Here is a 20584-nt window from a genome sequence, read left to right as displayed (position 1 = left end):
ATATTTACGTGAAGAATAGCTGGCTTGTCTCGCGGTGCCCAAGGAGGGAGCATGAGAAATAGGTCACGTAAGCCACGAATCAGACACCAATCGGAGGTGTCCACGTGAAGGCCGTCGTCTACAAAGGACCGTTCGAAGTAGCCGTCGAGGAAGTCGACAACCCGCGCCTGCAGCACCCCAACGACGTGGTCGTCAGGGTGACCTCCACCGCGATCTGCGGCTCCGACCTGCACATGTACGAGGGCCGGACCGCCGCGGAGCCCGGCATCGTCTTCGGCCACGAGAACCTGGGAATCATCGACCAGGTCGGCGAGGGGGTCACCACCCTCAAACAGGGCGACCGCGTGGTCATGCCCTTCAACGTCGCCTGCGGATTCTGCAAGAACTGCTCGGCGGGTTTCACCGGTTACTGCCTCACGGTCAATCCGGGGTTCGCCGGGGGCGCTTACGGCTATGTGGCCATGGGCCCCTGGCCGGGCGGTCAGGCGGAATACGTGCGCGTTCCGTACGCGGACTTCAACTGTCTGAAACTGCCGGAGGGCACCGCCAACGAGTCCGACTTCGTGCTCCTGGCCGACATCTTCCCGACCGGTTACCACGGGTGCGAACTCGCCCAGGTCTCCCCCGGTGAGAGCGTCTCGGTGTACGGCGGCGGCCCGGTCGGGCTGATGGCCGCCTACTCGGCGATGCTGCGCGGGGCGGCCAAGGTCTTCGTCGTGGACCGGGTGCCGGAGCGGCTGCAGAAGGCCGAGGAGATCGGGGCGATCCCGGTCGACTTCACCAAGGGCAGCCCGGTGGACCAGATCAAGGAGCACACGAAGGGCGAGGGCACCGACAAGGGCGTCGACGCGGTCGGCTACCAGGCCCAGGCCGGCGGCGCTGGCCGCGAGGAGCCCGCGGCGGTGCTGAACTCGCTGATCGACACCGTGCGCCCCACCGGCGCCCTCGGCATCCCCGGCCTGTACGTGCCGTCCGACCCCGGCGGCCCGGACGAGCAGGCCAAGAGCGGGCGGCTGCTGGTCGCCATCGGCCGGCTCTTCGAGAAGGGCCTGCGGCTGGGCACCGGGCAGTGCAACGTCAAGCGCTACAACCGGCAGCTGCGCGACATGATCATCGAGGGCCGCGCCCGCCCGAGCTTCGTGGTCTCCCACGAGCTGCCCCTGGCGGACGCGCCGTCGGCGTACGAGAAGTTCGACAAGCGGATCGAGGGCTACACCAAGGTCGTCCTCCACCCCGGCCAGGGCTGATCCGCCACGAACGCGCCCGGGACCCGGTCAGCAGCTCTCCGGGCCCTGGGCGTCGTACGGCCCGGAGGGGCTGACCTCCTCCAGGGTGTACGTGTACAGGTCGAACTCGACCAGCCCGTCCGCGTTCGTGGTCACCCGTGGCGGACGGGTCCCGGGATACCGGGAGGCGATGACGTCGGCGACCCTGTGGGCGGTCGCCGCGTCCGCCGCGGCGATGCGCACGTAGGCCACGCCCGGTTCGTACAGCGGTCCGAGTTGTCCGGTCATGCTGCTCCCCTTGTCCCGTCCGTCCGGCGGATTACCGCTGGAGACAGCCCGTCGGTCGTCGCGGTTGCCCGCGCGGGCCGTGTTCACTCGAAGATGTCAGTCCGGGGCTTCAGGACAACAGGAAGTCGGCCTTCCCGTCCTTGGCGCCCTGGATGAACATCCTGATCTCGTGGTCCGTGTAGATGAGTGCCGGCCCTTCGGGGTCGGTGGACTGCCGCAGTGCGACCCTGCCGTCGGCCAGCTTCATGGCCTCCACGCAACTTCCCCCGTTGCCGCCGCTCCACGGCTTGTGCCAGCCCTCGGTGCCGAGGTCGCGGGCGCGCATGCCGTTGTATATGCGGTCGTCCATGTGTGTCAGATCTCCTTGCGGATGCCATCGAGGATGGCTGCGGTGCCGTGTGCGGGCGCGGCTTGCGCGCACATCCGGTCCAGCGCCTCGAGGTAGGTCGAGACGTCGTCCACGTCGTCCAGGTAGGCGGCGCCCACCAGGCTCTCGGTGAAGACGACGTCCGGCAGCTCGCGGATCTGGAACCGGAAGATGTGGAACGGCCCGTACATCGCCGGGTGCGGCCCGGCGTCGAAGGGCATGATCTGCAGTCTGACCTGCGGCTGCTCGCACGCCTCGGCCAGCCGGTCCAGCTGGGCGCGCATGACCTCGGGGCCGCCGATCGGGCGGCGCAGCACGGTCTCGTCCATCACCACCCACAGCAGCGGGGCGTCCGGCCGGGCGATCAGCGCCTGCCGCTCCCGGCGGAGCGCGACCAGGCGCTCCAGCTCGTCGTCGGTGGCTCCGGGACGGCCGGCCCTCAGCACGGCGCGCGCGTACTCCTCGGTCTGCAGCAGCCCGGGGACGTAGTGCGGCTCGTAGGCGCGGATGATGGCCGCCTCGCCCTCCAGGCTGACGAAGGCGCTGAACCAGGACGGCAGCACGTCGCGGTAACGGTGCCACCAGCCGGGGCGGTTGCCCTGCCGGGCGAGGTCGATGAAGGTCGCCGCCTCGGCGGGGTCGACGCCGTACAGCGCCAGCAGCTTCTCCACGTACGGGATGCGCAGGCCGACCTCGGCCTTCTCCATCCGGCGCACGGTGGCGTGGGTGACGTCCAGCTCGCGCGCGGCCCGCTCGTACGAGCAACCCGCCTTCTCCCGCAGGTCGTGAAGGCGCTTGCCGAGGATCACACGGAGGACGGTCGGCGCCCCGCTCGCCCTCGTCTCAGCCACGCTGCAACTCCCGCATGGCAGAAGTGTGCCATGTCACGAATGGAACCCACACCCTGATACTGGCGATTGTGCAATTTGCAGAATGACCCTTGCCTTCTGTGTAAGCAGTGGCCATAGTTGCCTGTGTGCTCTATGCCATCAGCGCCCGGGACACCTTCCGGCTCCGACTGCCGGCGCAGCCCTCGTCGGTCGGCGTCGCGCGCCGCCAGGTGCGCTCCGCGCTGAGCCGGTGGGGCCTGGCGGGGCTGGGCGACGACGCCGGCCTCGTGGTGAGCGAGCTCTTCACCAACGCCGTGGTGCACAGCGGCAGCGACCACGTCGCGTGCCTGCTCTGGACGGCGCGCGGCACCCTGCACATCGAGGTCGTCGACGAGGGACGCGAGCCGGCCGGCCCCCTGTCCCGCACGGCCGCCGACGGCGACGAGAGCGGCCGCGGGCTCGCCCTTGTCGCCCATTTGGCCGAAGGGTGGGGCGTGCGCCCGCCGGCCCACGGCACCGGTCGCGCCGTGTGGGCGACCTTCTCCTGCGCCCGTACCGAGGCGGCCAGGCGCAGCGGTTGAGCGCCGGGTGACGTACCGCCGGCGTACGCGGGACGGGTGGCCGTCACCCCAGCGCGCCGGTATCGGGATGCCGCCACCCCGCCTGCGGGCATAGGCTTCTCCCGACGGAAAGGCCTTCGGGGGCGCACCAACACCCCCTGCCTCCGCCCCGGGAGGAACCGCCCACCGCGGTCCCCGCCCGGTTCCGCAACCGGCGCCACCGCGTCCGCTCAGCCATCAGCCCGACCGGGCGGTCGGCGTCCGGCAGCGGCCGGGCCGGCGTCCGGCTCACCCGACACGAAGGAGTGCGCGGTGACACCCGAGAAGTCCAAGCGGAACCAGCTCCCCAAGGAGCCCGACGATCAGCCCGCACAACAGCGGGAGGTGCGGAACCTGGACGTCTGGGCCAGGTCGGCACCGATCCGACTGGCCGGCTACGAGGACGACCTGAACGAGCCGCACATCCTGCGCAGCATCGACTGACCCTCAGGCACGGCCGGTTCACGGGCCGTACGGGCGACGAAGCCCGTACGGCCCCTGCCGTGCCGGCCGCAACTCCGCGGGCGGCCGGGCGAGGTGTCCCGCGCGGAGGTGACCGGGCGGGGGCTCGGCCTCACGACCGGCGGCCCGGGGCGCCGCGCCGTCGCTCAGGGCGCCGCGTCCGCCGCGTCCACGGCGCGGCCGCTGGGCGGGTCCATGGCGTAGAGGTCCAGCACGGCGGGCGGCGCGACGCGGCCCGGTCCCCCCGCGCGCACCCACGAGACGATGTCGCCGACGGCGTCCGGGTCGTTGACCAGACCCAGCCAGACCGGCCGACCGCCGGCCACGCGCCCCTCCGGCGAGGGCTGGACGACCACCACGTTGGCCTGTTCGCACACGTCGAGGCACTCGGTGACGCGCACCCGGCAGACCCCGGCGAGTTCCCGCCGCAGCCGGTCGAGTTGGGCGTCGTGGTCGACGCCGGGGACCTTCTCCGTACCGCAGCAGCAGTCGCGGCAGACGCTCACCGTGCACGCGCCCTGCCGCGGCACACCGCCGCTCACGTGAGGGTGATCCGCACGCCCACGGTGCCCTCGCGGCCGCGGCGCAGCCGGCTGCCGAGGAGGGTCAGCCGGCCGAACAGCCCGTACTTGCGGGCGACCAGCGAGCGGTAGCGCTCGGTCTCCTCGGGACCGAGCAGCTCGGCGCGCGCGGGCACCTGCTCCCCGGTGGGGTTGCCGCGCACGTCGCACGGGCCGACCAGCACGTCGGCGCGGTTGCGGATCCGCTTGACCTTGCCGGAGCCGGCGGCGGTCCACGCGCCGAGTGCGTCGCCGTCGCGGACCACCCAGACCGGGGTGGGCACGGTACGGCCGTCCCGCCGGTAGGTGGTGACCAGTAGGTACTTGCCCGCCGCGAGCCGGGCGGACGCGCTGTCCTCGATCATGGACCAAGGCTACGCGGGAACGGCCTCCACGGCCGGTGCGGGAAGCGACTTGCCGAGGCACACGCTGAGCGGACTGTCCTTGTAGTGGCCGAACTTGGTCACCGGCGTGTAGCCGCAGGAGGCGTACAGGGCGATCGCCTCCGGCTGCATCTGCCCCGTCTCCAGCACCATCCGGGTGCGGCCCGCCGCGGTGGCGCCGGCCTCCAGCGCGGCGAGCATCCGGCGCGCGAAACCGCGGCCCCGGGCGTCCGGCACCACGTACATCCGCTTGACCTCGGCGTCGCCGTCCTCGAAGCCCTCCGGGGAGGCGTCCTGACCGCGCCAGCCGCCGGTGGCCACGGGGGCGTCGCCCAGGTAGCCGACCATGAACTGGCCCTGCGGGCCGTCGAAGTGGTCGGCGTCCATCGCGGTCTCGTCGGGGCCCCCGTACCGCTCCACGTACTCCTGCTGCACCTGCGCGGTCAGCTGCACGGCGTCGGGGTGGTCGTAGCGCGTCTTCCGGATCTCCACCCGCACATCGTACTGGTGTGCGGCCTACACCCCGGTACGGGCACCCTCCGGCGGCCGGTATCGTCCCCGTCATGCTCACCGTGACCACCGTGAACGTGAACGGGCTGCGCGCCGCGGCCAAGAAGGGCTTCCTCCCCTGGCTGGAGGCGACCACGGCCGACGTGGTGTGCCTGCAGGAGGTCCGCGCCGAGGCCGCGCAGCTGCCCGAGGAGGTCCGCGCCCCCGAGGGCTGGCACGTGCTCCACGCGCCCGCAGCCGCCAAGGGGCGGGCCGGGGTGTCGCTCTACTCGCGGCGGGAACCGTCCGCGAGCCGGATCGGGTTCGGCTCCGAGGAGTTCGACGGCTCCGGCCGCTACGCCGAGATCGAACTGCCGGGCGTCACGGTAGCCAGCCTCTACCTCCCCTCCGGCGAGGTGGGCACGGAGCGGCAGGAGGAGAAGGAGCGCTTCATGGAGGCGTTCCTCGAGCACATGGTGAAGCTCCGGGAGAAGGCCGCCGCCGAGGGCCGCGAGGTGCTGATCTGCGGCGACTGGAACATCGCGCACACCGAGCGCGACCTGAGGAACTGGCGCGCCAACCAGAAGAACGCCGGCTTCCTGCCCGCGGAGCGGGCCTGGCTCTCCCGGGTCTACGACGAGGCCGGGTACACCGACATCGTGCGCCACCTCACCCCGGAGGGCGAGGGCCCCTACACGTGGTGGTCCTACCGCGGTCGCGCCTTCGACAACGACAGCGGCTGGCGCATCGACCTGCACGTCGCCACCCGGGGCCTCGCGGCCCGGGCGTCGCAGACCCGGGTCGAGCGCGCGGACACCCACCCCGAGCGCTGGTCCGACCACGCGCCGGTGACGGTCACCTACGATCTCGGTTAGCCGGGGACGGTTCTTCCGGGGGGAGCATGGTGCGGCTCGGCCTCGTCCGGGAACGCGGCTGCGCGGCCACGGCTGCGACGCGCCCCGCCGGTCCGGCCGCGCGTGTACGAGCTGGACGGCCGGCACATCACCGACGAGCCCGGTCTCCACCTCGCGCTGGGAGAGGCGTTGGGCGGTCCGGGCGGAAACCTCGGCTGCAACGCCGACGCCCTGGCCGACTGCCTGCGCGGCGGCTTCGGGGTGACCACGCCCTGCACCCTGGTGTGGCGGGACTCCGCCGTCGCCCGGCGGGCCCTCGGGACGACGCTGAACGACCCGGGGGAGCCGGACAGCCGGTTCGGCGTGGTCCTGGAGGTGCTGGTGAGGGCGGTGTGGAGGTCGTCCTCGCCTGAGGCCGCCGCGACACCCGGTGCCACCGTCCGGGACCGCCGGGGCCGCCGTCGCCGTATCGTCTAGTCAGCTGCCGTTTTCCCGAGGAGTAACCATGGCGCCGCCCGTCGTCCGCTCTCTGCGCGAGCAGATCCGCGAGTTCATCGTGGACGGCATCGTCAGCGGCCGCTGGAAGCCCGGGGAGCGGATCGTCGAGCGGGGCATCGCCACCGAGCTCAAGGTAAGCCAGACGCCGGTGCGGGAGGCACTTCGCGAGCTGGAGGTCATGCGGCTCATCGAGTCGTCCCCCAACAAGGGCGTGCGGGTGCGCCGGCTGACCGCCGCGGACCTGGAGGAGATCTACCCGGTGCGGGCCGGCCTGGAGCAGATCGCCGCGGAGCTGGCCGCGCCGCGCCTGCGGCAGGACCTGTCCTCGCTGGAGGCCGAGGTCGCCCTGCTGCAGGAGGCGGACGCGGCGGGCGACGCCGGGGCCCAGGTGCGGCACACCGTGGCGTTCCACCGCGAGCTGGTGCGCGCCTCGGGCAACAGCGTGCTGCTGCACACCTGGGAGTCGCTGGGCATCGAGGTGTGGACGGCGCTGTCCATCCGCTGGCTGGGCACCCGGCAGCGGCTGTACGCGGAGGAGCACCAGGCGGTGGTGGAGGCCTTCCGCAGGGACGATCCGCGGGTCGGCGAGCTGGTCAAGGAGCACGTGCTCGGCTGTGCCCCGCAGGGCGGCTGACGCCGCCCGGAGGCACCGGAGTTCCCCTTACGTGTGACCCTCGTCACAGGGTATTTGATCGATCATCGATCAGACTTACCCTGTGAGAGACGGGGACACCCTGCCCGCACGGAACCATCTGGAAGGCGTTCACCATGACCGACGCCACGCTGAGCGCACTCGGCCACCTGCCGGACCCCGACCCCGAGGAGACCGGTGAATGGGCCGCCTCCCTCGACGCGGTCAGCCGTGCCGCCGGTCCGGAGCGCGCGGCCTACCTGATGCGCCGCACTTTCGACCACGCGCAGGCGTCCGGACTGTCGGTGCCCTCGCTGCTGGAGACCGAGCACATCAACACCATCCCGACCGCCGCGGAGCCCGAACTCCCCGGTGACCCGGAGATGGAGCGGCGCATCGCCGGATGGAACCGCTGGAACGCCGCCGCCATGGTGACCCGCGGCAGCCGCCTGGGCCTGGGCGGCCACATCGCCACCTTCGCCTCCGCGGCCTGGCTGTACGAGACGGGCTTCAACCACTTCTTCCGCGGCAAGGAGGGCGACGGCTCCGGCGACCAGCTGTACGTCCAGGGCCACGCCTCCCCCGGCATCTACGCCCGCGCCTTCCTCGACGGCCGGCTCACCGAACGGCAGCTGGACAACTTCCGCCAGGAGGCCGGCGGCGACGGCCTGCCCTCCTACCCGCACCCGCGGCGGCTGCCCTGGCTGTGGGAGTTCCCGACCGTGTCGATGGGCCTCGGCCCGCTCGCCGCGATCCAGCAGGCGCGCTTCAACCGCTACCTGACCCACCGCGGCATCAAGGACGTCTCCGGCTCGCACGTATGGGCCTTCCTCGGCGACGGCGAGATGGACGAGCCCGAGTCGACCGCCGCCCTCGGCCTCGCCGGCCGCGAGGGCCTGGACAACCTCACCTTCGTGATCAACTGCAACCTGCAGCGTCTCGACGGCCCGGTGCGCGCCAACTTCAAGATCGTCCAGGAGCTGGAGGCGAAATTCCGCGCCGCCGGCTGGAACGTCGTCAAGTCGCTGTGGGGCAGCGCCTGGGACGAGCTGTTCGCCCTCGACACCACCGGCGCGCTCGTGCGGCGGCTGCGCGAGGTCCCCGACGGGCAGTTCCAGACGTACGCGACCCGCGACGCCGCCTACATCCGGGAGCACTTCTTCGGCGCCGACCCGGCGCTGGCCGAGATGGCGAAGCTGCTGACCGACGCCAGGATCACCGAGTGCTTCCACACCTCCCGCGGCGGCCACGAGCCGCGCAAGGTGTACGCCGCCTACCGCGCGGCCACCACGCACAAGGGCGCGCCGACCGTCGTCCTCGCGCAGACCGTCAAGGGCTGGACGCTGGGCCGCGGCTTCGAGTCGCGCAACGCCAACCACCAGATGAAGAAGCTCACGGTCCCCGAGTTCCGCACCATGCGGGACCTGCTGGAGCTGCCCATCCCGGACAGCGCGCTCTCCGGCGACCTCGTGCCGTACGCCCACCCGGGCCCGGACTCCCCCGAGGTCCGCTACCTGCAGGAGCGCCGCGCGGAGCTCGGCGGCCCCGCGCCGGCCCGCCGGGTGCACGCCGTCGCACTCCCCGAGCCGTCCGCGAAGCCCTTCGACGCGCTGGCCAAGGGCTCCGGCGGCCAGGAGATCGCGACCACGATGGCCCTGGTCCGGCTGCTGAAGGACCTCATGCGGGAGAAGGAGAGCGGCCGCCGCTGGGTGCCGATCGTCCCCGACGAGGCGCGCACCTTCGGCATGGAGTCGCTCTTCCCGAGCGCCGGCATCTACTCGCCGCTCGGCCAGACCTACGACCCGGTCGACCGCGACATGCTCCTGTACTACAAGGAGGCGGAGAACGGGCAGATCCTCAACGAGGGCATCACCGAGGCCGGTTCCATGGCCTCCTTCACCGCCGCGTCGACCTCGTACGCCACGCACGGCGAGCCGATGATCCCGTTCTACATCTTCTACTCGATGTTCGGCTGGCAGCGGACCGCCGACCAGATGTGGGCCCTGGCCGACCAGCTCGGCCGCGGCTTCCTGGTCGGGGCGACCGCGGGCCGTACGACGATGACGGGCGAGGGCCTGCAGCACGCCGACGGCCACTCGCACCTGATCGCGTCCACCAACCCGGCGGCGCTCTCGTACGACCCGGCGTTCGGCTACGAGATCGGCGTCATCGTCCGCGAGGGCCTGCGGCGCATGTACGGCCCCGACGCGGAGGACGTCTTCTACTACCTGACGGTCTACAACGAGCCCAAGATCCAGCCGGCCATGCCGGCGGAGCCGGGCGTCGAGGAAGGCATCGTCAAGGGCCTGTACCGCTTCCGCGCCGCCGACACCGCGGGGCTGTCCGCCGACGCGCCGCGGCTGCAGCTGATGGCCTCCGGCACGGCGATCCACTGGGCCCTGGAGGCGCAGCAGCTGCTGGCCGCGGAGTGGGGCGTGGCGGCGGACGTGTGGTCGGCGACCTCGTGGAGCGAGCTGCGGCGCGGCGGCCTGGAGTACGACGCGGCCCGGCTGCGCGGGGAGGACGCGCCGCTCCCCCACGTCACGCGCGTGCTGGAGGGCGCCCCGGGCCCGGTCCTGGCGGTCAGCGACTGGATGCGCGCGGTGCCGGACCAGATCAGCCAGTGGGTGCCGCAGGACTGGCACTCGATCGGCACCGACGGCTTCGGCCTGTCGGACACCCGGGAAGCGGCCCGCCGCCACTTCGGCGTGGACCCCCGGTCGGTGGTCGTCGCCGCGCTGGCCGCGCTCGCCGGCCGCGGAGAGGTGAAGCGGGAGACCGTCCAGGAGGCCCGGGAACGCTACGGCCTCTGAGCAGCTCCGAACTCCCACCCCGCCCCGGGTGGGGCCACGAGGGCCGGGCGCGCCGCCACAGGCGCGCCCGGCCCTCCGCCGTTCCCGCCAGCGTGGTCGACGTGTACTTCGCCGCTCACTCCGTCTTCAGTTGGTCGAGGTAGGCACGGAGCGCGTCGCGGCGGGCAGCCATGCAGTCGACGCATCGGCACATGCGTTCCCACTCGCTTTCGACGGCGGTCACCGTTGCCGGGTCGACATGCTCGGGATAGATGCCATCGTTGTCGGTCAGGGCGTCCAGTAGTCGACGCACAAGCGTTGCCGGCAGGCCCGAGGCCAGCAGTGCCTGGATCTGCCGCGCCCGAGGCAGCTGCTCTTGTGCGTACACCCGGTACCCGTTGGCGTCTCGCCCAGTTGGCAGGAGGAGCCCGGTGTCCTCGTAGTGACGCAGCATCCGAGGTGTCGTACCAGCGTGTGAAGCGAATTCCCCGATCAACATGACGCCATTGTCTCTGGGGCGGCTCGTGGGCCCGGAGTTGACCTTGCCACTAGTGACAACCCTGCATGCTGCAGCGTATGAGCCACCAACTGCATGGAGTCGAGTACGGCGACGGAACGCCGCTGATCTTCATCCACGGTTACACCGTGGACCATCATCTACTGCTGCCGTTCGAGTCCGCGTTCACCGACCATCCTCGGTGGCGCCGGATCTATCTGGACCTTCCCGGGCACGGGCGTACGCCGGCCGGCTCCATCGCTGCGACGGCCGATGCCATCGCGGCCACCGTCGCTGACACGGTCGATCGGCTGCTCGGGGACGTCTCGTTCGCGGTCTGTGGTAACTCCTTCGGTGGACAGATCGCACGAGACCTGGTCGCGCGGTTCGGCGACCGGGTGCTGGGGCTGGCCTTGATCGCCCCGGTCGTGACGCCACGAGAACACCGCCGGCGTGGCGTCCACCGTACGTTCCATGACGTCGAGTCGGACCTTGACCTCACCGCGCAGGACCCGGAGCTGGTCGCTGAGTTCACCGAGACCGCGATTGAACACACCGCGACAGCCTGGGCCGACTTCAATCGATACGTCGCACCCGGCCTGGCCACCTACGACCGGGCTTTCGCGCAGCGACTCCGCCAGTCGTTCGACCTCACAGTTGCCCCTGAACAACGATTCCGAACGTTCGAACGCCCGGCACTGGTGATCACCGGCCACCAAGACGACGCAGTTGGGTACCACGACCAGTTCGACCTACTGACGACCTACCCTCGGATGACCTACGTCGCCCTTGACCGTGCCGGTCACAACGCGCACCTCGATCAACCAGCCATCACACGCGCGCTCTTCGCCGACTGGCTCAGGAGGATGTCGTGAGGGTCTCTCGACGTGCGCGGCACGACCCTTGGCGCCGAGTTCGCCGGCCCTGACCTCATCAGGTTCTGCTGCCTCGACGAGCTCGGCCTCGAAGTCGTCGGGCAACGACTCGAACCTGGTCGCGCCATCCTGGCGCGCCGGGTCGTCGACGCCGATCAGTGGTACCGCCGCTGCGGCTGCGAAGGCGTTCCGCGCGACACTGTCACTCGGCGGCTGGCCCACGAGCCGCTGGGCCGGCGACCCACGACCCTGGAGGTGACCGTCCGCCGCTACCGGTGCACCGGCTGCGGACACGTGTGGCGCCAGGACACCACCAAGGCCGCCGAGCCCCGGGCGAAGCTGTCGCGCCGTGGGGTGCGGTGGCAGCCCGCGTCCGCTACCGGGCCGACAAGGTTCGTCAGAGCGTCGGCTGCACAGTTCGCGCGCGTCACCGCGGCCGATGGGAACAGCTCTCCCGTTCCGCTTCGCGCCTCCCGTGCTACGACGGGCCCCAAGGACACGCGAGGGACGCCCCCGGGGGCACCCCTCCCCAGATACATAAGGCAGTGATATAAGTGTCTTATGCATCTTCCCGGTGACGACCTGGACCACGGCCACGCCGTCGACGTGGCGCGGGCACTCGAGCGGCTCTACCGCATGCTGCGCAGGCTCAGCCAGCCGAGCGAGTTGTCCCTGACCACCGTGGCCACGCTGTCCACGCTGGAGCAGTCCGGACCGCTCCGGCTGACCGAACTGGCCACTCTGGAGGGCGTCACGCAGCCGGCGATGACCCAGGTGGTGTCACGGCTGGCCGAGGCGGGCCTGGCCGGTCGCGCGGCAGACCCGGCGGACGGGCGCGTGGTGCTCGTCCACATCACGGACGCGGGCCGGGAGGCCATCGCCCGGCGCCGCGCCGTGCGTGCCGAGCGGCTCGGGGAGTTGCTGCAACAGCTGAGCCCGGACGAGCGGTCGGCCCTGGTGGCCGCACTGCCGGCCGTCGAGGCACTGACCCGGCTGGGGCAACCCCCGGCCTCGTCCCGCCCCGCCCAGCGGAGCAATTGACCAGGCATCCGTTCTACGTCGGAGCAGCCACATGACCGCGCACGCGCAATCGTCCCGTCCCGTGAGTCCGTTCAAACAGCCGAAGGCCGTGTTCGCGGTCGCCTTCGCCTGTGTGGTCTCGTTCATGGGGATCGGGCTGGTCGACCCGATCCTGCCCGCGATATCGGATCAACTGGACGCCACTCCCAGCCAGGTGACGCTGCTGTTCACCAGCTACCTCGTGGTGACCGCGGTCGCCATGCTCATCACCAACTGGGTCTCCAGCCGGATCGGGGCCAAGCGGACGCTGATCGCGGGCCTCGCCCTGATCGTGGTGTTCGCGGCCCTGGCCGGCACCTCGGGGAGCATCGGCGGCATCGTCGGCTTCCGCGCGGGCTGGGGCATCGGCAACGCCCTGTTCATCGCCACCTCGCTGGCGGTGATCGTGGCCAGCGCCAGCGGCGGCTTCGTGGGCGCGATCATCCTCTACGAGACCGCGCTGGGCGTCGGCATCGCCGTGGGCCCGCTGCTCGGCGGAGTGCTGGGCAACGTGAGCTGGCGCGGCCCGTTCTACGGCGTCGCCGTGCTGATGGCCATCGCCCTGGTCGCCACCGTCGTCCTCGTGGAGCCGATCCCGCTGCCGGCCCGCAAGACCGGGCTGAGCGAGCCGCTGCGCGCGCTGCGCCACCGCGGCCTGCTGACGATGTCGCTCACCGCCCTCTGCTACAACTGGGCGTTCTTCACCGTGCTCGGCTACGCACCCTTCCCGATGGGACTCGGCGCGATCCAGCTCGGCCTGGTCTTCACCGGCTGGGGCGCCCTCGTCGCGGTCTTCGCCGTCTTCGGTGCCCCGCGCCTGCAGGCCCGGCTGGGCATCGCGCGGACGCTCTACGCCAACCTCGCGCTGTTCGCCCTCACGGTGCTGGCCATCGCGATCTGGACCAACGAGCGGACCGTGCTGATCGTCTGCGTGATCGTCGCCGGCGTCTTCATCGGCGTGAACAACACGGTCACCACCCAGGCGGTCATGACCGTCGCGCCGGTCGACCGCGCCGTCGCCTCCGCCGCCTACGGCTTCGTCCGCTTCATCGGCGGCGGTCTGGCGCCGTTCGCCGCGGGCAAGCTGGTCGAGGCGTTCGGCATCCACGTGCCGTTCTACATCGGCGCCGGGGCGCTCGTGCTGGGCATCGTGATCCTCTCCACGGCGCACGGGCTGCTCAACGAGGCTGAGAAGGTCCAGGCCGAACAGGTCGACGCCACGGCGGAGCCGGCGCCCGGGGCCGACTCCCTCCCCTCACTGGTGCCGGTCGAGCACGACGCCGTGGTGTCCGGCGACACGGGCCGCGGTGCCATCGTCGCCGCCGTGGACGGCTCCGCGAACGCCGAGCGGGTCACCGAGGCGGCCGGCCGCCTCGCGACGATCAACGGCCGTACGGTGCACGTCGTCCACGCCGAGGAGTCCGCCGTCGCGGGTGACGCGGCCGCCGTCGCGGAGGACCTGGAGGCCCTGGAGGCCGCCCGGACCGCCGTCCGCAAGCACCTGGACCGGCTCGCCGCCCTCGGCATCCCGGCCGTCGGCCATGTGCTGCGGAACGCCGCCGGCCACGGGGAGGTGGGCCGTCTGGTCGCCGAGCACGCGGAGCGCACCGGGGCCCGCGCCATCGTCGTCGGGGCGCCCACCCACGGCGGGCTGTCGGCGCTGCTGGACGCGAGTGCCGGGCAGGCCCTGCTGCGGCACGCGACCTGCGACGTCGTACTGATCAACCCGCGCTCGGCGGAGCTGGGGGCCGCGGCCTGAGCCACGGCGGGAGAGCACGGTGACCGCGCCGTCGAAATAACGACGAACCCGACGTATGGTGGCCAGACGGTGTCATGTGCCGGGGGACGCGGTCACCGTGACACCCCATGATCGTGACGGCGGCGCCGGAGGCGGCCATGGCCGATCCCAAGGGCTTTCTCACCACCCCCCGCCGCACCCAAGCGCGCCGCCCCGTCTGCGAACGTGTGGAGGACTGGCACGAGGTCTACGCCGGCCAGAGCCTGCTGCCGATCGTCTCCGCGCAGGCCGGCCGGTGCATGGACTGCGGCATCCCGTTCTGCCACGAGGCCTGCCCGCTGGGGAACATGATCCCCGACTGGAACGACCTGGTGTACCGCGAGGACTGGACCGCCGCCGCGGAACGGCTGCACGCCACCAACAACTTCCCCGAGTTCACCGGCCGGCTGTGCCCGGCGCCCTGTGAGAGCGCCTGCGTCCTGACGATCAACGCCGACCCCGTCACGATCAAGAACGTCGAGGTCGCCATCGCCGACCGCGCGTGGGAGGAGGGCCTCGCCCGCCCCCGTCCCCCCGAGCGGCGCTCCGGCCTCAGCATCGCGGTGGTCGGCTCGGGGCCCGCCGGACTCGCCGCCGCCCAGCAGCTCACCCGGGTCGGCCACACGGTGACCGTCTACGAGCGGGCGGACCGGCTCGGCGGGCTCCTGCGCTACGGCATACCGGAGTTCAAGATGGAGAAGCACCATCTGGACCGGCGCCTGGCGCAGATGCGCGCCGAGGGGACGCTCTTCCGCACCGAGGTCGAGGTGGGGGCGGACCTCGACGCCGAGCGCGTCGTCGCCGAGCACGACGCGGTGCTGCTGGCGGTGGGTGCCACGGCCTGGCGCGAGCTGCCGGTGCCCGGACGGGAACTGGCGGGCATCCACCAGGCGATGGAGTACCTGCCGCTGGCGAACCGGGTCCAGGAGGGGGACCTGGCCGAGTCGCCGGTCAGCGCCGAGGGCAAGGACGTCGTCATCGTCGGCGGCGGCGACACCGGCGCCGACTGCCTGGGCACGGTGCTGCGGCAGCACGCGGCCTCCGTCGTGCAGCTCGACATCAACCCGCTGCCGGGCGAGTGCCGCCCCGAGCACCAGCCGTGGCCGGTGTACCCGCACGTCTACCGGGTCTCCCCCGCCCACGAGGAGGCCCGCGAACTGGCCCGGCGGGGCGTCTGGGACCCGGCGGAGCACGGCGGCGTGCCGCTGCCCGGCCCGGAGGGCGACATCCGGGTGTTCTCCGCCTCGACCTTCCGCTTCGAGGGCGACGACGAGGGGCACGTACGGTCACTGCACCTGGTCGGGGTCGAGCCGCGGCACCGCCACCCGCAGCGGGGCACCGAACGCGTCATCCCGGCCCAGTTGGTGCTGCTGGCCCTGGGGTTCTCGGGGGTCGAACGCGACTGCGGGCTGGTGAACCGGCTCGGCCTGGAACTCGACCGGCGCGGCCACCTCGTCCGCGACGCCTGCTTCGCCACCGGGGTGGAGAAGGTCTTCGTCGCGGGCGACGCGGGCCGCGGTCAGTCGCTGATCGTCTGGGCGATCGCCGAGGGCCGCTCAGCCGCGGCGGCGGTGGACCGATGGCTCACCGGCAGCACGTGCCTGCCCGCCCCCATCACACCGACGACCCGGCCCCTGGTCGCCTGACGGCGCCAAGGGGGCGTCGACCCGCGACCCGGCCGGCCGCGCCGCCCGCGGCGGTCGGCGGTTCGCCGGCGGCGCGAGCCTGCCGACACCGAACACGCCGGCTACCCGCCGGCCGTAGACGGCGGCGACACGGACGCGGCACGACGCCAGCCGGTGACCCGGCCCGGGCACACCGTCCGCGACGGCCACCTCGCCACTGGGTAAAGAAGGTGCACGTCGCGCATGACGCGTCCAGTCGATCGCCGGCCACCGGCGACGGCACCGGTCGTCGATCACTCCCACGCCCCGGCCACCGGTCCCCCGCCGGCGGCCAGCGACTCGGCCCGGCCGCGCCGGTCGGCGGTTCGCCGGCAGCACGAGCCTGCCGACACCGAACACGCCGGCTACCCGCCGGTCGCCCGACGGCAGCGACACGGACCCCGTACGACATCAGAGCCCCTGACCCGGCCCGGGCACACCGTCCGCGACGGCGACCTCGCCACCGGGGTGAAGAAGAAGCGCCCGAGGGCCGACCGGCGGAGGCACCGGTCGCCGGTCACTCCCACGCCGGGCAGCGTGGCCGCGGACGCGAAACCGGCACGGAGTCAGGGCAGGTGACCGTCCCCGTTCTCCGCCGGGGTACGCCGCCCGCCCGCCGCCGGGCGGAACGCGGACGCGGCTCCACGCCGGATCCGGCGACCCGGCCGGAGCCCGTCCTCGCGGGCGCGGGCGACGCGGGCGGCCGGTCAGCCGGCCGCCGGCGGCGTGACGGCGGCGGAACGCGGACGGGGCTCGAAGCCCGCGGCGCGGTAGCAGTCGTCGATCATGCGCATCGTCTCGACGGCGTCGTCGGCGTCCGTCGGAAGCGGCGCACCGTCGCGCAGGGTCGCCGCGAACGCCTCGAGCTGGTAGGCGTACGACGGCCGGCTGCCGAGCTCCTCGGTCCGCTCGCCGTCCGGAGTGCGGACGACGACCCGGTCGTCGTTGTGCGGCAACACGAAGCAGGGCGCGGTGGCCTCGCCCCGGCTGCCGACGATGCGCCAGGTCATCTCGAGGGCCTCGGCGTCCATGTGGCAGCGGGCCGAGGCGGTGGCGCCGCCCGGGTACTCCAGGTCCGCGTCCAGCCACTCGTCCACGCCGGGCGCCACGGCGCGCTCGCCGCCGCGCGCCGCCACCAGGCGCGGGGCGCCGCCGGCGAACGGGGCCAGGGCACGGACCGCGTGGAGGGAGTAGCAGCCGAGGTCCATCATGGCGCCGCCGGCCAGCGGCAGCGACCAGCGCGGGTCCTCGGCCGCGGGGGCGGGGATGTTGACGACGGTCTCCACGTGCCGCAGCTCGCCGAGCTCCCCGGACTCCAGCAGCTCGATCATGCGGCGGGCGACCGGGTGGTAGAGGTAGTGGAACGCCTCCATGACGACCACGCCCGCCTTGGCGGCCGCGTCGCGCACCTCGACGGCCTCCTCGAGGTTGCTCGCGGAGGGCTTCTCGCTGAGCACGTGCTTGCCCGCCGCGATGGCGGCCAGGTTCCAGGGACCGTGGAGGCCGTTGGCGAGCGGGTTGTAGACGGCCTCGACCTCGGGGTCGGCGATGACGTCGGCGTACGTGTCCAGCACGCGCTCCACGCCGTGCTCGGCCGCGAAGTCCGCGGCCCGGGAGCGGTCGCGGGCGGCCACGGCGACGAGGCGGTGGCCGGTGGTGCGGGCCGGGCCGGCGATGGCGGCCCCGGCGATACGGGCGGCGCCGAGCACGCCGATGCGCAACGGTTCGGTGGTCATGCGGTGCGTACCTCTTCCATGCGTACGGGACGGTGGTCCCCGAGGGACCACCTGCAGGCCTCGGCGCGAACCATCCGGCCTCGACCCCGTCGGCGACGGTACACGGCGCGGGCGAACGGCCCGTGACGGCCCCGGGCAGGGGCCTGGGCAGGGGTGGGGGCAGGGCCCGGGGCGCCGTCGCGGGCGGAGCACCGGCACCCGCTCGACGACATCGGATATCGTCCCGGATGTGAGAGACATCGATCCCGCATCGGTCGACGCGCGCCTGGCAGCGCGCCTCGCCGAGCTGCGCGACGAACGCGGCTGGTCCCTGGACGAGCTCGCCACGCGCACCGGAATCAGCCGCTCGACGCTCTCCCGCCTCGAACGCGCCGAGATCAGCCCCACGGCCGCCCTCCTCGGGCGCCTGTGCACCGCGTACGAACGCACCATGTCGCGACTGCTGGCCGAAGTCGAGAGCGGCAGCGAGCCCGCCCAGCTCGTACGCGCCGCGGACCAGCGTGTCTGGACCGACGCCCCCTCCGGCTTCGAGCGGCGCTCCGTCTCCCCGCCGCAGCCGGGGCTGCGCGCCGAGATCGTCGAGGGCGTGCTGGACCCGGGCGCGGACATCGCGTACGAGGGGCCGCCCGTCGCCGGACTCGAGCACCACGTGTGGCTGCGCGAGGGCACGCTCGAGGTCACCGTCCAGGACCGCGCCCACCGCCTGGCCCCCGGCGACTGCCTCCGTTACCGACTCTGGGGCGCCTCCCGCTTCCGCTGCCCCGGCCCGGATCGCGCGCGGTACGCCGTGGTGGTCGTACTGCCGTGAAGGACGCCCCCGCCCCCGTGCACACCATCGACCCGCTGTCCGCCGCGGCCTTCCCGGACGCCGTCGACGGCCTCGCCGCCCTCCTGGTGGACGCCGTCGAGGGCGGCGCCTCCCTCGGCTTCCTGGCCCCCTTCACCCACGCCGAGGCGGCAGCCTGGTGGCGCACCCGCGCCCGCGCCGTCGCGTCCGGCGACCTGGTCGTCTGGGCCGCCCGCGACGCCGCCGGCGTCACCGGCACCGTCAGCCTCGCCCACGAGGCGAAGCCCAACGGCCGCCACCGCGCCGAGGTGCTCAAGCTCATGGTCCACCGCCGCGCCCGCGGCCACGGCCTCGGCCGCGCCCTCCTCACCACCGCCGAACACGCCGCGGCGGCCGCGGGCGCGGCGCTTCTGCTGCTCGACACCGAGACGGACAGCCCCGCGGAACGCCTCTACCGCACCGCCGGCTGGACCCCCTACGGCACCGTTCCCGGCCACGCCGCCGACCCCGCGGGCATGCTCAGGCCGACGACCTTCTTCTTCAAGGCGCCGGCGTCCGCGTGCCCCGTCGCGACGACCCCCTAGGCTGAGCACCCGTCCGCACCGCTTGGGGGAGAAATGACCAGCAGGTTCACCGAGTTGACCGTCGACTGCCACGATCCGGAGCGCCTCGCGGCCTTCTGGTGCGCGGTACTGGACTTCGAGGTCATCGACCGGGGCGAGGACAAGGTCGAGATCGGCTCCTGGGTGCCGACCGTCGAGGAGGTCCGGGCCCGCCAGATGCCGCCCACCCTGGTGTTCATCCGGGTCCCCGAGGACAAGGCCGTGAAGAACCGGCTCCACCTGGACGTCAGCCCGGTCGACGGCAGTACCGACGACGAGGTGGCCAGGCTCCTCGCCCTCGGCGCCACGAAGGTGGACGTGGGCCAGGGCACCGGCCGGAGCTGGGTGGTCATGGCCGACCCCGAGGGCAACGAGTTCGACGTCCTGCGGAGCCTGGCACCGTCCGCTTGAGGACCGGCGCCGCAGCCGGGGCCCTGTCCGCGCCGGGGGATCAGCCGGGCAGGGTGAACAGCCGGTACTCGGAGACCGTCGTGAAACCGAAGCGGCGGTAGAGGGGCTCGCCGGCCGGGCTGGCGAGGAGGGCGGCGAGGCCGGTGCCGCGCTCGTGGGCGACGCGGAGGGCGGCCGTGGTCAGTGCGGCGCCGATGCCGCGACGGCGGTGGGACTCGGCGACGTGCACGAGGAAGATGCCGGCGACGCCCTGCGCCGTGATCACCACCGTGGTCCCGACGACGTCACCGTCCAGCACGGCGGCGAGGCGCACGATGTCCGCGTTGTCGGCCCGTTCGGTCTCGGACCGTACGAGCCCGGACTCGAGTTCGGCGGCGATGCCCATGGAGGTGCGGTACGTGCCGACCAGCCCGGCCAGCCGGTCCGGGGTCGCGACCGCCTCGACGCGCAGGCCGGCCGGTGGGTCCTGGGGGTCGGGTGCGTGGTCGACGGGCCGCACCATCAGGGGCAGGGCGCCGAGCGGGACCGCGCCGTGCCGGGTCAGGGCGGCGGAAGTGCCCTCGGGGCTGTCGGGGCCGGCCCACCACCACCAGGGGACGCCCGCGAGTTCGGTGCGCGCGGTGGCCACCGCCCCGTCGAGCGCCTCCAGGGACCGTATCCGGACCACGCCGTTGAACTGCGGCGTGGCGAGACCGCTGCGGTAGCGGTCGAGGCCGCCGTCTTCGCGCCGGGTCCCGCCCCAGCCCATCAGATACTGGCGGAAGTTGGCGGTGACCGCTGCCAGTGCCTCCGTGCTCGCCGTACCGGTCGTGCTCGCCGTGCTCAACGCGTCTCCTTCGCCTGCCGCCGTCCCGCGCGCGAGCATGCTGTCACACGTGTCAGGCGCCGGGGCTTCCGCACCCGCGTGCGAAAGCCCTTCCTCGCAGGCGGGGACCCCCCATTATGCTGACCGGCATGAGTGAGGGACTGCTGGAACGGCGTGAGGGCCCGGCGGGCGACGGGGCGGCCTCCGAGGCGATGGTCGTGGTCGAGGACCTGGTGCGCACCTTCGGTGCCGGGGACACCGCGGTGCACGCCCTGGGCGGGGTGTCGTTCTCGGTGGCCCGCGGGGAACTGGTGGCGCTCAAGGGCCGCTCGGGCTCGGGCAAGACCACCCTGCTCAACATCATCGGCGGCCTGGACCGCGCCGACGCCGGCC

General features: G+C 72.8%; 24 protein-coding genes and 1 pseudogene. 16 read left to right on the top strand and 9 right to left on the bottom strand.

Annotated features, from left to right (window positions below; translation table 11 throughout):
- Positions 1-104: 104 nt before the first annotated feature.
- On the top strand, positions 105-1247 hold the full coding sequence (locus ACFZAU_RS28990) for a glutathione-independent formaldehyde dehydrogenase (protein ID WP_500460026.1): 1143 nt from the start codon (positions 105-107) through the stop codon (positions 1245-1247).
- Positions 1248-1274: 27 nt separating this feature from the next.
- Here ACFZAU_RS28990 and ACFZAU_RS28985 read toward each other — a convergent pair whose 3' ends face one another.
- The 3 genes from ACFZAU_RS28985 to ACFZAU_RS28975 all read right to left on the bottom strand — a co-directional run bounded on the left by ACFZAU_RS28985 (position 1275) and on the right by ACFZAU_RS28975 (position 2732).
- Complete coding sequence (locus ACFZAU_RS28985) at positions 1275-1514, bottom strand: hypothetical protein (RefSeq protein WP_018560802.1); 240 nt, start codon at positions 1512-1514, stop codon at positions 1275-1277.
- 109 nt (positions 1515-1623) lie between these two features.
- Entirely contained in the window at positions 1624-1863 is a 240-nt protein-coding gene (locus ACFZAU_RS28980) for a DUF397 domain-containing protein (protein ID WP_499609870.1), read from the bottom strand.
- A 5-nt stretch (positions 1864-1868) separates the two neighbouring features.
- The gene (locus tag ACFZAU_RS28975) at positions 1869-2732 is read right to left on the bottom strand and encodes a Sco1979 family transcriptional regulator (protein ID WP_499609874.1); all 864 of its coding nucleotides are present in this window, start codon (positions 2730-2732) and stop codon (positions 1869-1871) included.
- A gap of 125 nt (positions 2733-2857) precedes the next feature.
- On the opposite strand from ACFZAU_RS28975, the gene ACFZAU_RS28970 reads away from it, so the two are divergent.
- Positions 2858-3292: an ATP-binding protein gene (locus ACFZAU_RS28970; protein ID WP_500554556.1), complete on the top strand. Its 435-nt coding sequence runs from the start codon at positions 2858-2860 to the stop codon at positions 3290-3292.
- Positions 3293-3583: 291 nt separating this feature from the next.
- Positions 3584-3754, top strand: coding sequence for a hypothetical protein (locus ACFZAU_RS28965; RefSeq protein ID WP_018560806.1), 171 nt, complete (start codon positions 3584-3586; stop codon positions 3752-3754).
- A 164-nt stretch (positions 3755-3918) separates the two neighbouring features.
- Here the strand turns inward: ACFZAU_RS28965 and ACFZAU_RS28960 are convergent, their stop codons facing one another.
- From ACFZAU_RS28960 to ACFZAU_RS28950, 3 genes are read right to left on the bottom strand one after another with little or no spacing between them, the layout of a single operon-like run.
- Positions 3919-4314: a (2Fe-2S) ferredoxin domain-containing protein gene (locus tag ACFZAU_RS28960; protein WP_500554555.1), complete on the bottom strand. Its 396-nt coding sequence runs from the start codon at positions 4312-4314 to the stop codon at positions 3919-3921.
- On the bottom strand, positions 4311-4697 hold the full coding sequence (locus ACFZAU_RS28955; RefSeq protein WP_500460022.1) for a PPOX class F420-dependent oxidoreductase: 387 nt from the start codon (positions 4695-4697) through the stop codon (positions 4311-4313). Before ACFZAU_RS28955 ends, ACFZAU_RS28960 begins: the two co-directional genes overlap by 4 nt.
- Positions 4698-4706: 9 nt before the next feature.
- Positions 4707-5207, bottom strand: a complete 501-nt coding sequence (locus ACFZAU_RS28950) for a GNAT family N-acetyltransferase (protein ID WP_499609886.1) — start codon at positions 5205-5207, stop codon at positions 4707-4709.
- A gap of 71 nt (positions 5208-5278) precedes the next feature.
- On the opposite strand from ACFZAU_RS28950, the gene ACFZAU_RS28945 reads away from it, so the two are divergent.
- The 4 genes from ACFZAU_RS28945 to aceE all read left to right on the top strand — a co-directional run bounded on the left by ACFZAU_RS28945 (position 5279) and on the right by aceE (position 10000).
- Entirely contained in the window at positions 5279-6079 is an 801-nt protein-coding gene (locus tag ACFZAU_RS28945; protein WP_500554554.1) for an exodeoxyribonuclease III, read from the top strand.
- A gap of 102 nt (positions 6080-6181) precedes the next feature.
- Positions 6182-6535, top strand: a complete 354-nt coding sequence (locus ACFZAU_RS28940) for a barstar family protein (RefSeq protein ID WP_500554553.1) — start codon at positions 6182-6184, stop codon at positions 6533-6535.
- A gap of 28 nt (positions 6536-6563) precedes the next feature.
- Positions 6564-7190, top strand: coding sequence for a GntR family transcriptional regulator (locus tag ACFZAU_RS28935; protein WP_500554552.1), 627 nt, complete (start codon positions 6564-6566; stop codon positions 7188-7190).
- A gap of 134 nt (positions 7191-7324) precedes the next feature.
- Positions 7325-10000, top strand: a complete 2676-nt coding sequence (gene aceE, locus ACFZAU_RS28930; RefSeq protein WP_500554551.1) for a pyruvate dehydrogenase (acetyl-transferring), homodimeric type — start codon at positions 7325-7327, stop codon at positions 9998-10000.
- A 115-nt stretch (positions 10001-10115) separates the two neighbouring features.
- Here the strand turns inward: aceE and ACFZAU_RS28925 are convergent, their stop codons facing one another.
- On the bottom strand, positions 10116-10478 hold the full coding sequence (locus ACFZAU_RS28925) for a MerR family transcriptional regulator (RefSeq protein ID WP_500554550.1): 363 nt from the start codon (positions 10476-10478) through the stop codon (positions 10116-10118).
- Between the two features lie 77 nt (positions 10479-10555).
- Here ACFZAU_RS28925 and ACFZAU_RS28920 point away from each other — a divergent pair, with 77 nt between their 5' ends.
- The 5 genes and pseudogenes from ACFZAU_RS28920 to ACFZAU_RS28900 all read left to right on the top strand — a co-directional run bounded on the left by ACFZAU_RS28920 (position 10556) and on the right by ACFZAU_RS28900 (position 15832).
- Positions 10556-11350, top strand: a complete 795-nt coding sequence (locus ACFZAU_RS28920; RefSeq protein ID WP_500554549.1) for an alpha/beta fold hydrolase — start codon at positions 10556-10558, stop codon at positions 11348-11350.
- A gap of 12 nt (positions 11351-11362) precedes the next feature.
- A pseudogene (locus ACFZAU_RS28915) lies at positions 11363-11713 on the top strand (ISL3 family transposase); the annotation flags it as partial.
- A gap of 198 nt (positions 11714-11911) precedes the next feature.
- Complete coding sequence (locus ACFZAU_RS28910) at positions 11912-12391, top strand: MarR family winged helix-turn-helix transcriptional regulator (RefSeq protein WP_500554548.1); 480 nt, start codon at positions 11912-11914, stop codon at positions 12389-12391.
- Between the two features lie 31 nt (positions 12392-12422).
- The gene (locus ACFZAU_RS28905) at positions 12423-14168 is read left to right on the top strand and encodes an MFS transporter (protein ID WP_500554547.1); all 1746 of its coding nucleotides are present in this window, start codon (positions 12423-12425) and stop codon (positions 14166-14168) included.
- A gap of 137 nt (positions 14169-14305) precedes the next feature.
- Positions 14306-15832 carry a glutamate synthase subunit beta gene (locus ACFZAU_RS28900; protein WP_500554673.1) on the top strand — a complete coding sequence of 509 codons (1527 nt, stop codon included), beginning with the start codon at positions 14306-14308 and terminating at the stop codon, positions 15830-15832.
- 725 nt (positions 15833-16557) lie between these two features.
- Here the strand turns inward: ACFZAU_RS28900 and ACFZAU_RS28895 are convergent.
- Positions 16558-17586 (bottom strand): Gfo/Idh/MocA family protein, encoded by a 1029-nt coding sequence (locus ACFZAU_RS28895; protein WP_500554546.1) that lies wholly within the window; start codon positions 17584-17586, stop codon positions 16558-16560.
- A gap of 229 nt (positions 17587-17815) precedes the next feature.
- Between ACFZAU_RS28895 and ACFZAU_RS28890 the strand changes: the two genes are divergently transcribed.
- From ACFZAU_RS28890 to ACFZAU_RS28880, 3 genes are read left to right on the top strand one after another with little or no spacing between them, the layout of a single operon-like run.
- Positions 17816-18394 carry a helix-turn-helix domain-containing protein gene (locus ACFZAU_RS28890; RefSeq protein WP_499609919.1) on the top strand — a complete coding sequence of 193 codons (579 nt, stop codon included), beginning with the start codon at positions 17816-17818 and terminating at the stop codon, positions 18392-18394.
- 17 nt (positions 18395-18411) lie between these two features.
- The gene (locus ACFZAU_RS28885; protein ID WP_500554672.1) at positions 18412-18957 is read left to right on the top strand and encodes a GNAT family N-acetyltransferase; all 546 of its coding nucleotides are present in this window, start codon (positions 18412-18414) and stop codon (positions 18955-18957) included.
- A 33-nt stretch (positions 18958-18990) separates the two neighbouring features.
- Positions 18991-19386: a VOC family protein gene (locus ACFZAU_RS28880; RefSeq protein WP_500554545.1), complete on the top strand. Its 396-nt coding sequence runs from the start codon at positions 18991-18993 to the stop codon at positions 19384-19386.
- A gap of 40 nt (positions 19387-19426) precedes the next feature.
- Here the strand turns inward: ACFZAU_RS28880 and ACFZAU_RS28875 are convergent, their stop codons facing one another.
- Positions 19427-20212 (bottom strand): GNAT family N-acetyltransferase, encoded by a 786-nt coding sequence (locus ACFZAU_RS28875; RefSeq protein WP_500554544.1) that lies wholly within the window; start codon positions 20210-20212, stop codon positions 19427-19429.
- A gap of 191 nt (positions 20213-20403) precedes the next feature.
- Here ACFZAU_RS28875 and ACFZAU_RS28870 point away from each other — a divergent pair.
- On the top strand, positions 20404-20584 hold a 181-nt coding region (locus ACFZAU_RS28870), incomplete at its 3' end, for an ATP-binding cassette domain-containing protein (protein ID WP_500554671.1).

Origin of the sequence: Streptomyces sp. NPDC008238 (assembly GCF_042956445.1) — a bacterium.
Taxonomy (GTDB): domain Bacteria; phylum Actinomycetota; class Actinomycetes; order Streptomycetales; family Streptomycetaceae; genus Actinacidiphila.
Note: the sequence above shows the minus strand (reverse complement) of the source record. Positions and strands in the feature narration are given on the sequence as shown.

What these genes read in the sequence shown, in the direction of transcription:
- ACFZAU_RS28910 (WP_500554548.1), top strand. Translation starts at nt 11,912, where the DNA reads ATGCATCTTCCCGGTGACGACCTGGACCACGGCCACGCCGTCGACGTG.
- ACFZAU_RS28920 (WP_500554549.1), top strand. Translation starts at nt 10,556, where the DNA reads ATGAGCCACCAACTGCATGGAGTCGAGTACGGCGACGGAACGCCGCTG.
- ACFZAU_RS28935 (WP_500554552.1), top strand. Translation starts at nt 6,564, where the DNA reads ATGGCGCCGCCCGTCGTCCGCTCTCTGCGCGAGCAGATCCGCGAGTTC.
- aceE (WP_500554551.1), top strand. Translation starts at nt 7,325, where the DNA reads ATGACCGACGCCACGCTGAGCGCACTCGGCCACCTGCCGGACCCCGAC.
- ACFZAU_RS28880 (WP_500554545.1), top strand. Translation starts at nt 18,991, where the DNA reads ATGACCAGCAGGTTCACCGAGTTGACCGTCGACTGCCACGATCCGGAG.
- ACFZAU_RS28900 (WP_500554673.1), top strand. Translation starts at nt 14,306, where the DNA reads ATGGCCGATCCCAAGGGCTTTCTCACCACCCCCCGCCGCACCCAAGCG.
- ACFZAU_RS28925 (WP_500554550.1), bottom strand. Translation starts at nt 10,478, where the DNA reads ATGTTGATCGGGGAATTCGCTTCACACGCTGGTACGACACCTCGGATG.
- ACFZAU_RS28905 (WP_500554547.1), top strand. Translation starts at nt 12,423, where the DNA reads ATGACCGCGCACGCGCAATCGTCCCGTCCCGTGAGTCCGTTCAAACAG.
- ACFZAU_RS28985 (WP_018560802.1), bottom strand. Translation starts at nt 1,514, where the DNA reads ATGACCGGACAACTCGGACCGCTGTACGAACCGGGCGTGGCCTACGTG.
- ACFZAU_RS28980 (WP_499609870.1), bottom strand. Translation starts at nt 1,863, where the DNA reads ATGGACGACCGCATATACAACGGCATGCGCGCCCGCGACCTCGGCACC.
- ACFZAU_RS28945 (WP_500554554.1), top strand. Translation starts at nt 5,279, where the DNA reads ATGCTCACCGTGACCACCGTGAACGTGAACGGGCTGCGCGCCGCGGCC.
- ACFZAU_RS28955 (WP_500460022.1), bottom strand. Translation starts at nt 4,697, where the DNA reads ATGATCGAGGACAGCGCGTCCGCCCGGCTCGCGGCGGGCAAGTACCTA.
- ACFZAU_RS28895 (WP_500554546.1), bottom strand. Translation starts at nt 17,586, where the DNA reads ATGACCACCGAACCGTTGCGCATCGGCGTGCTCGGCGCCGCCCGTATC.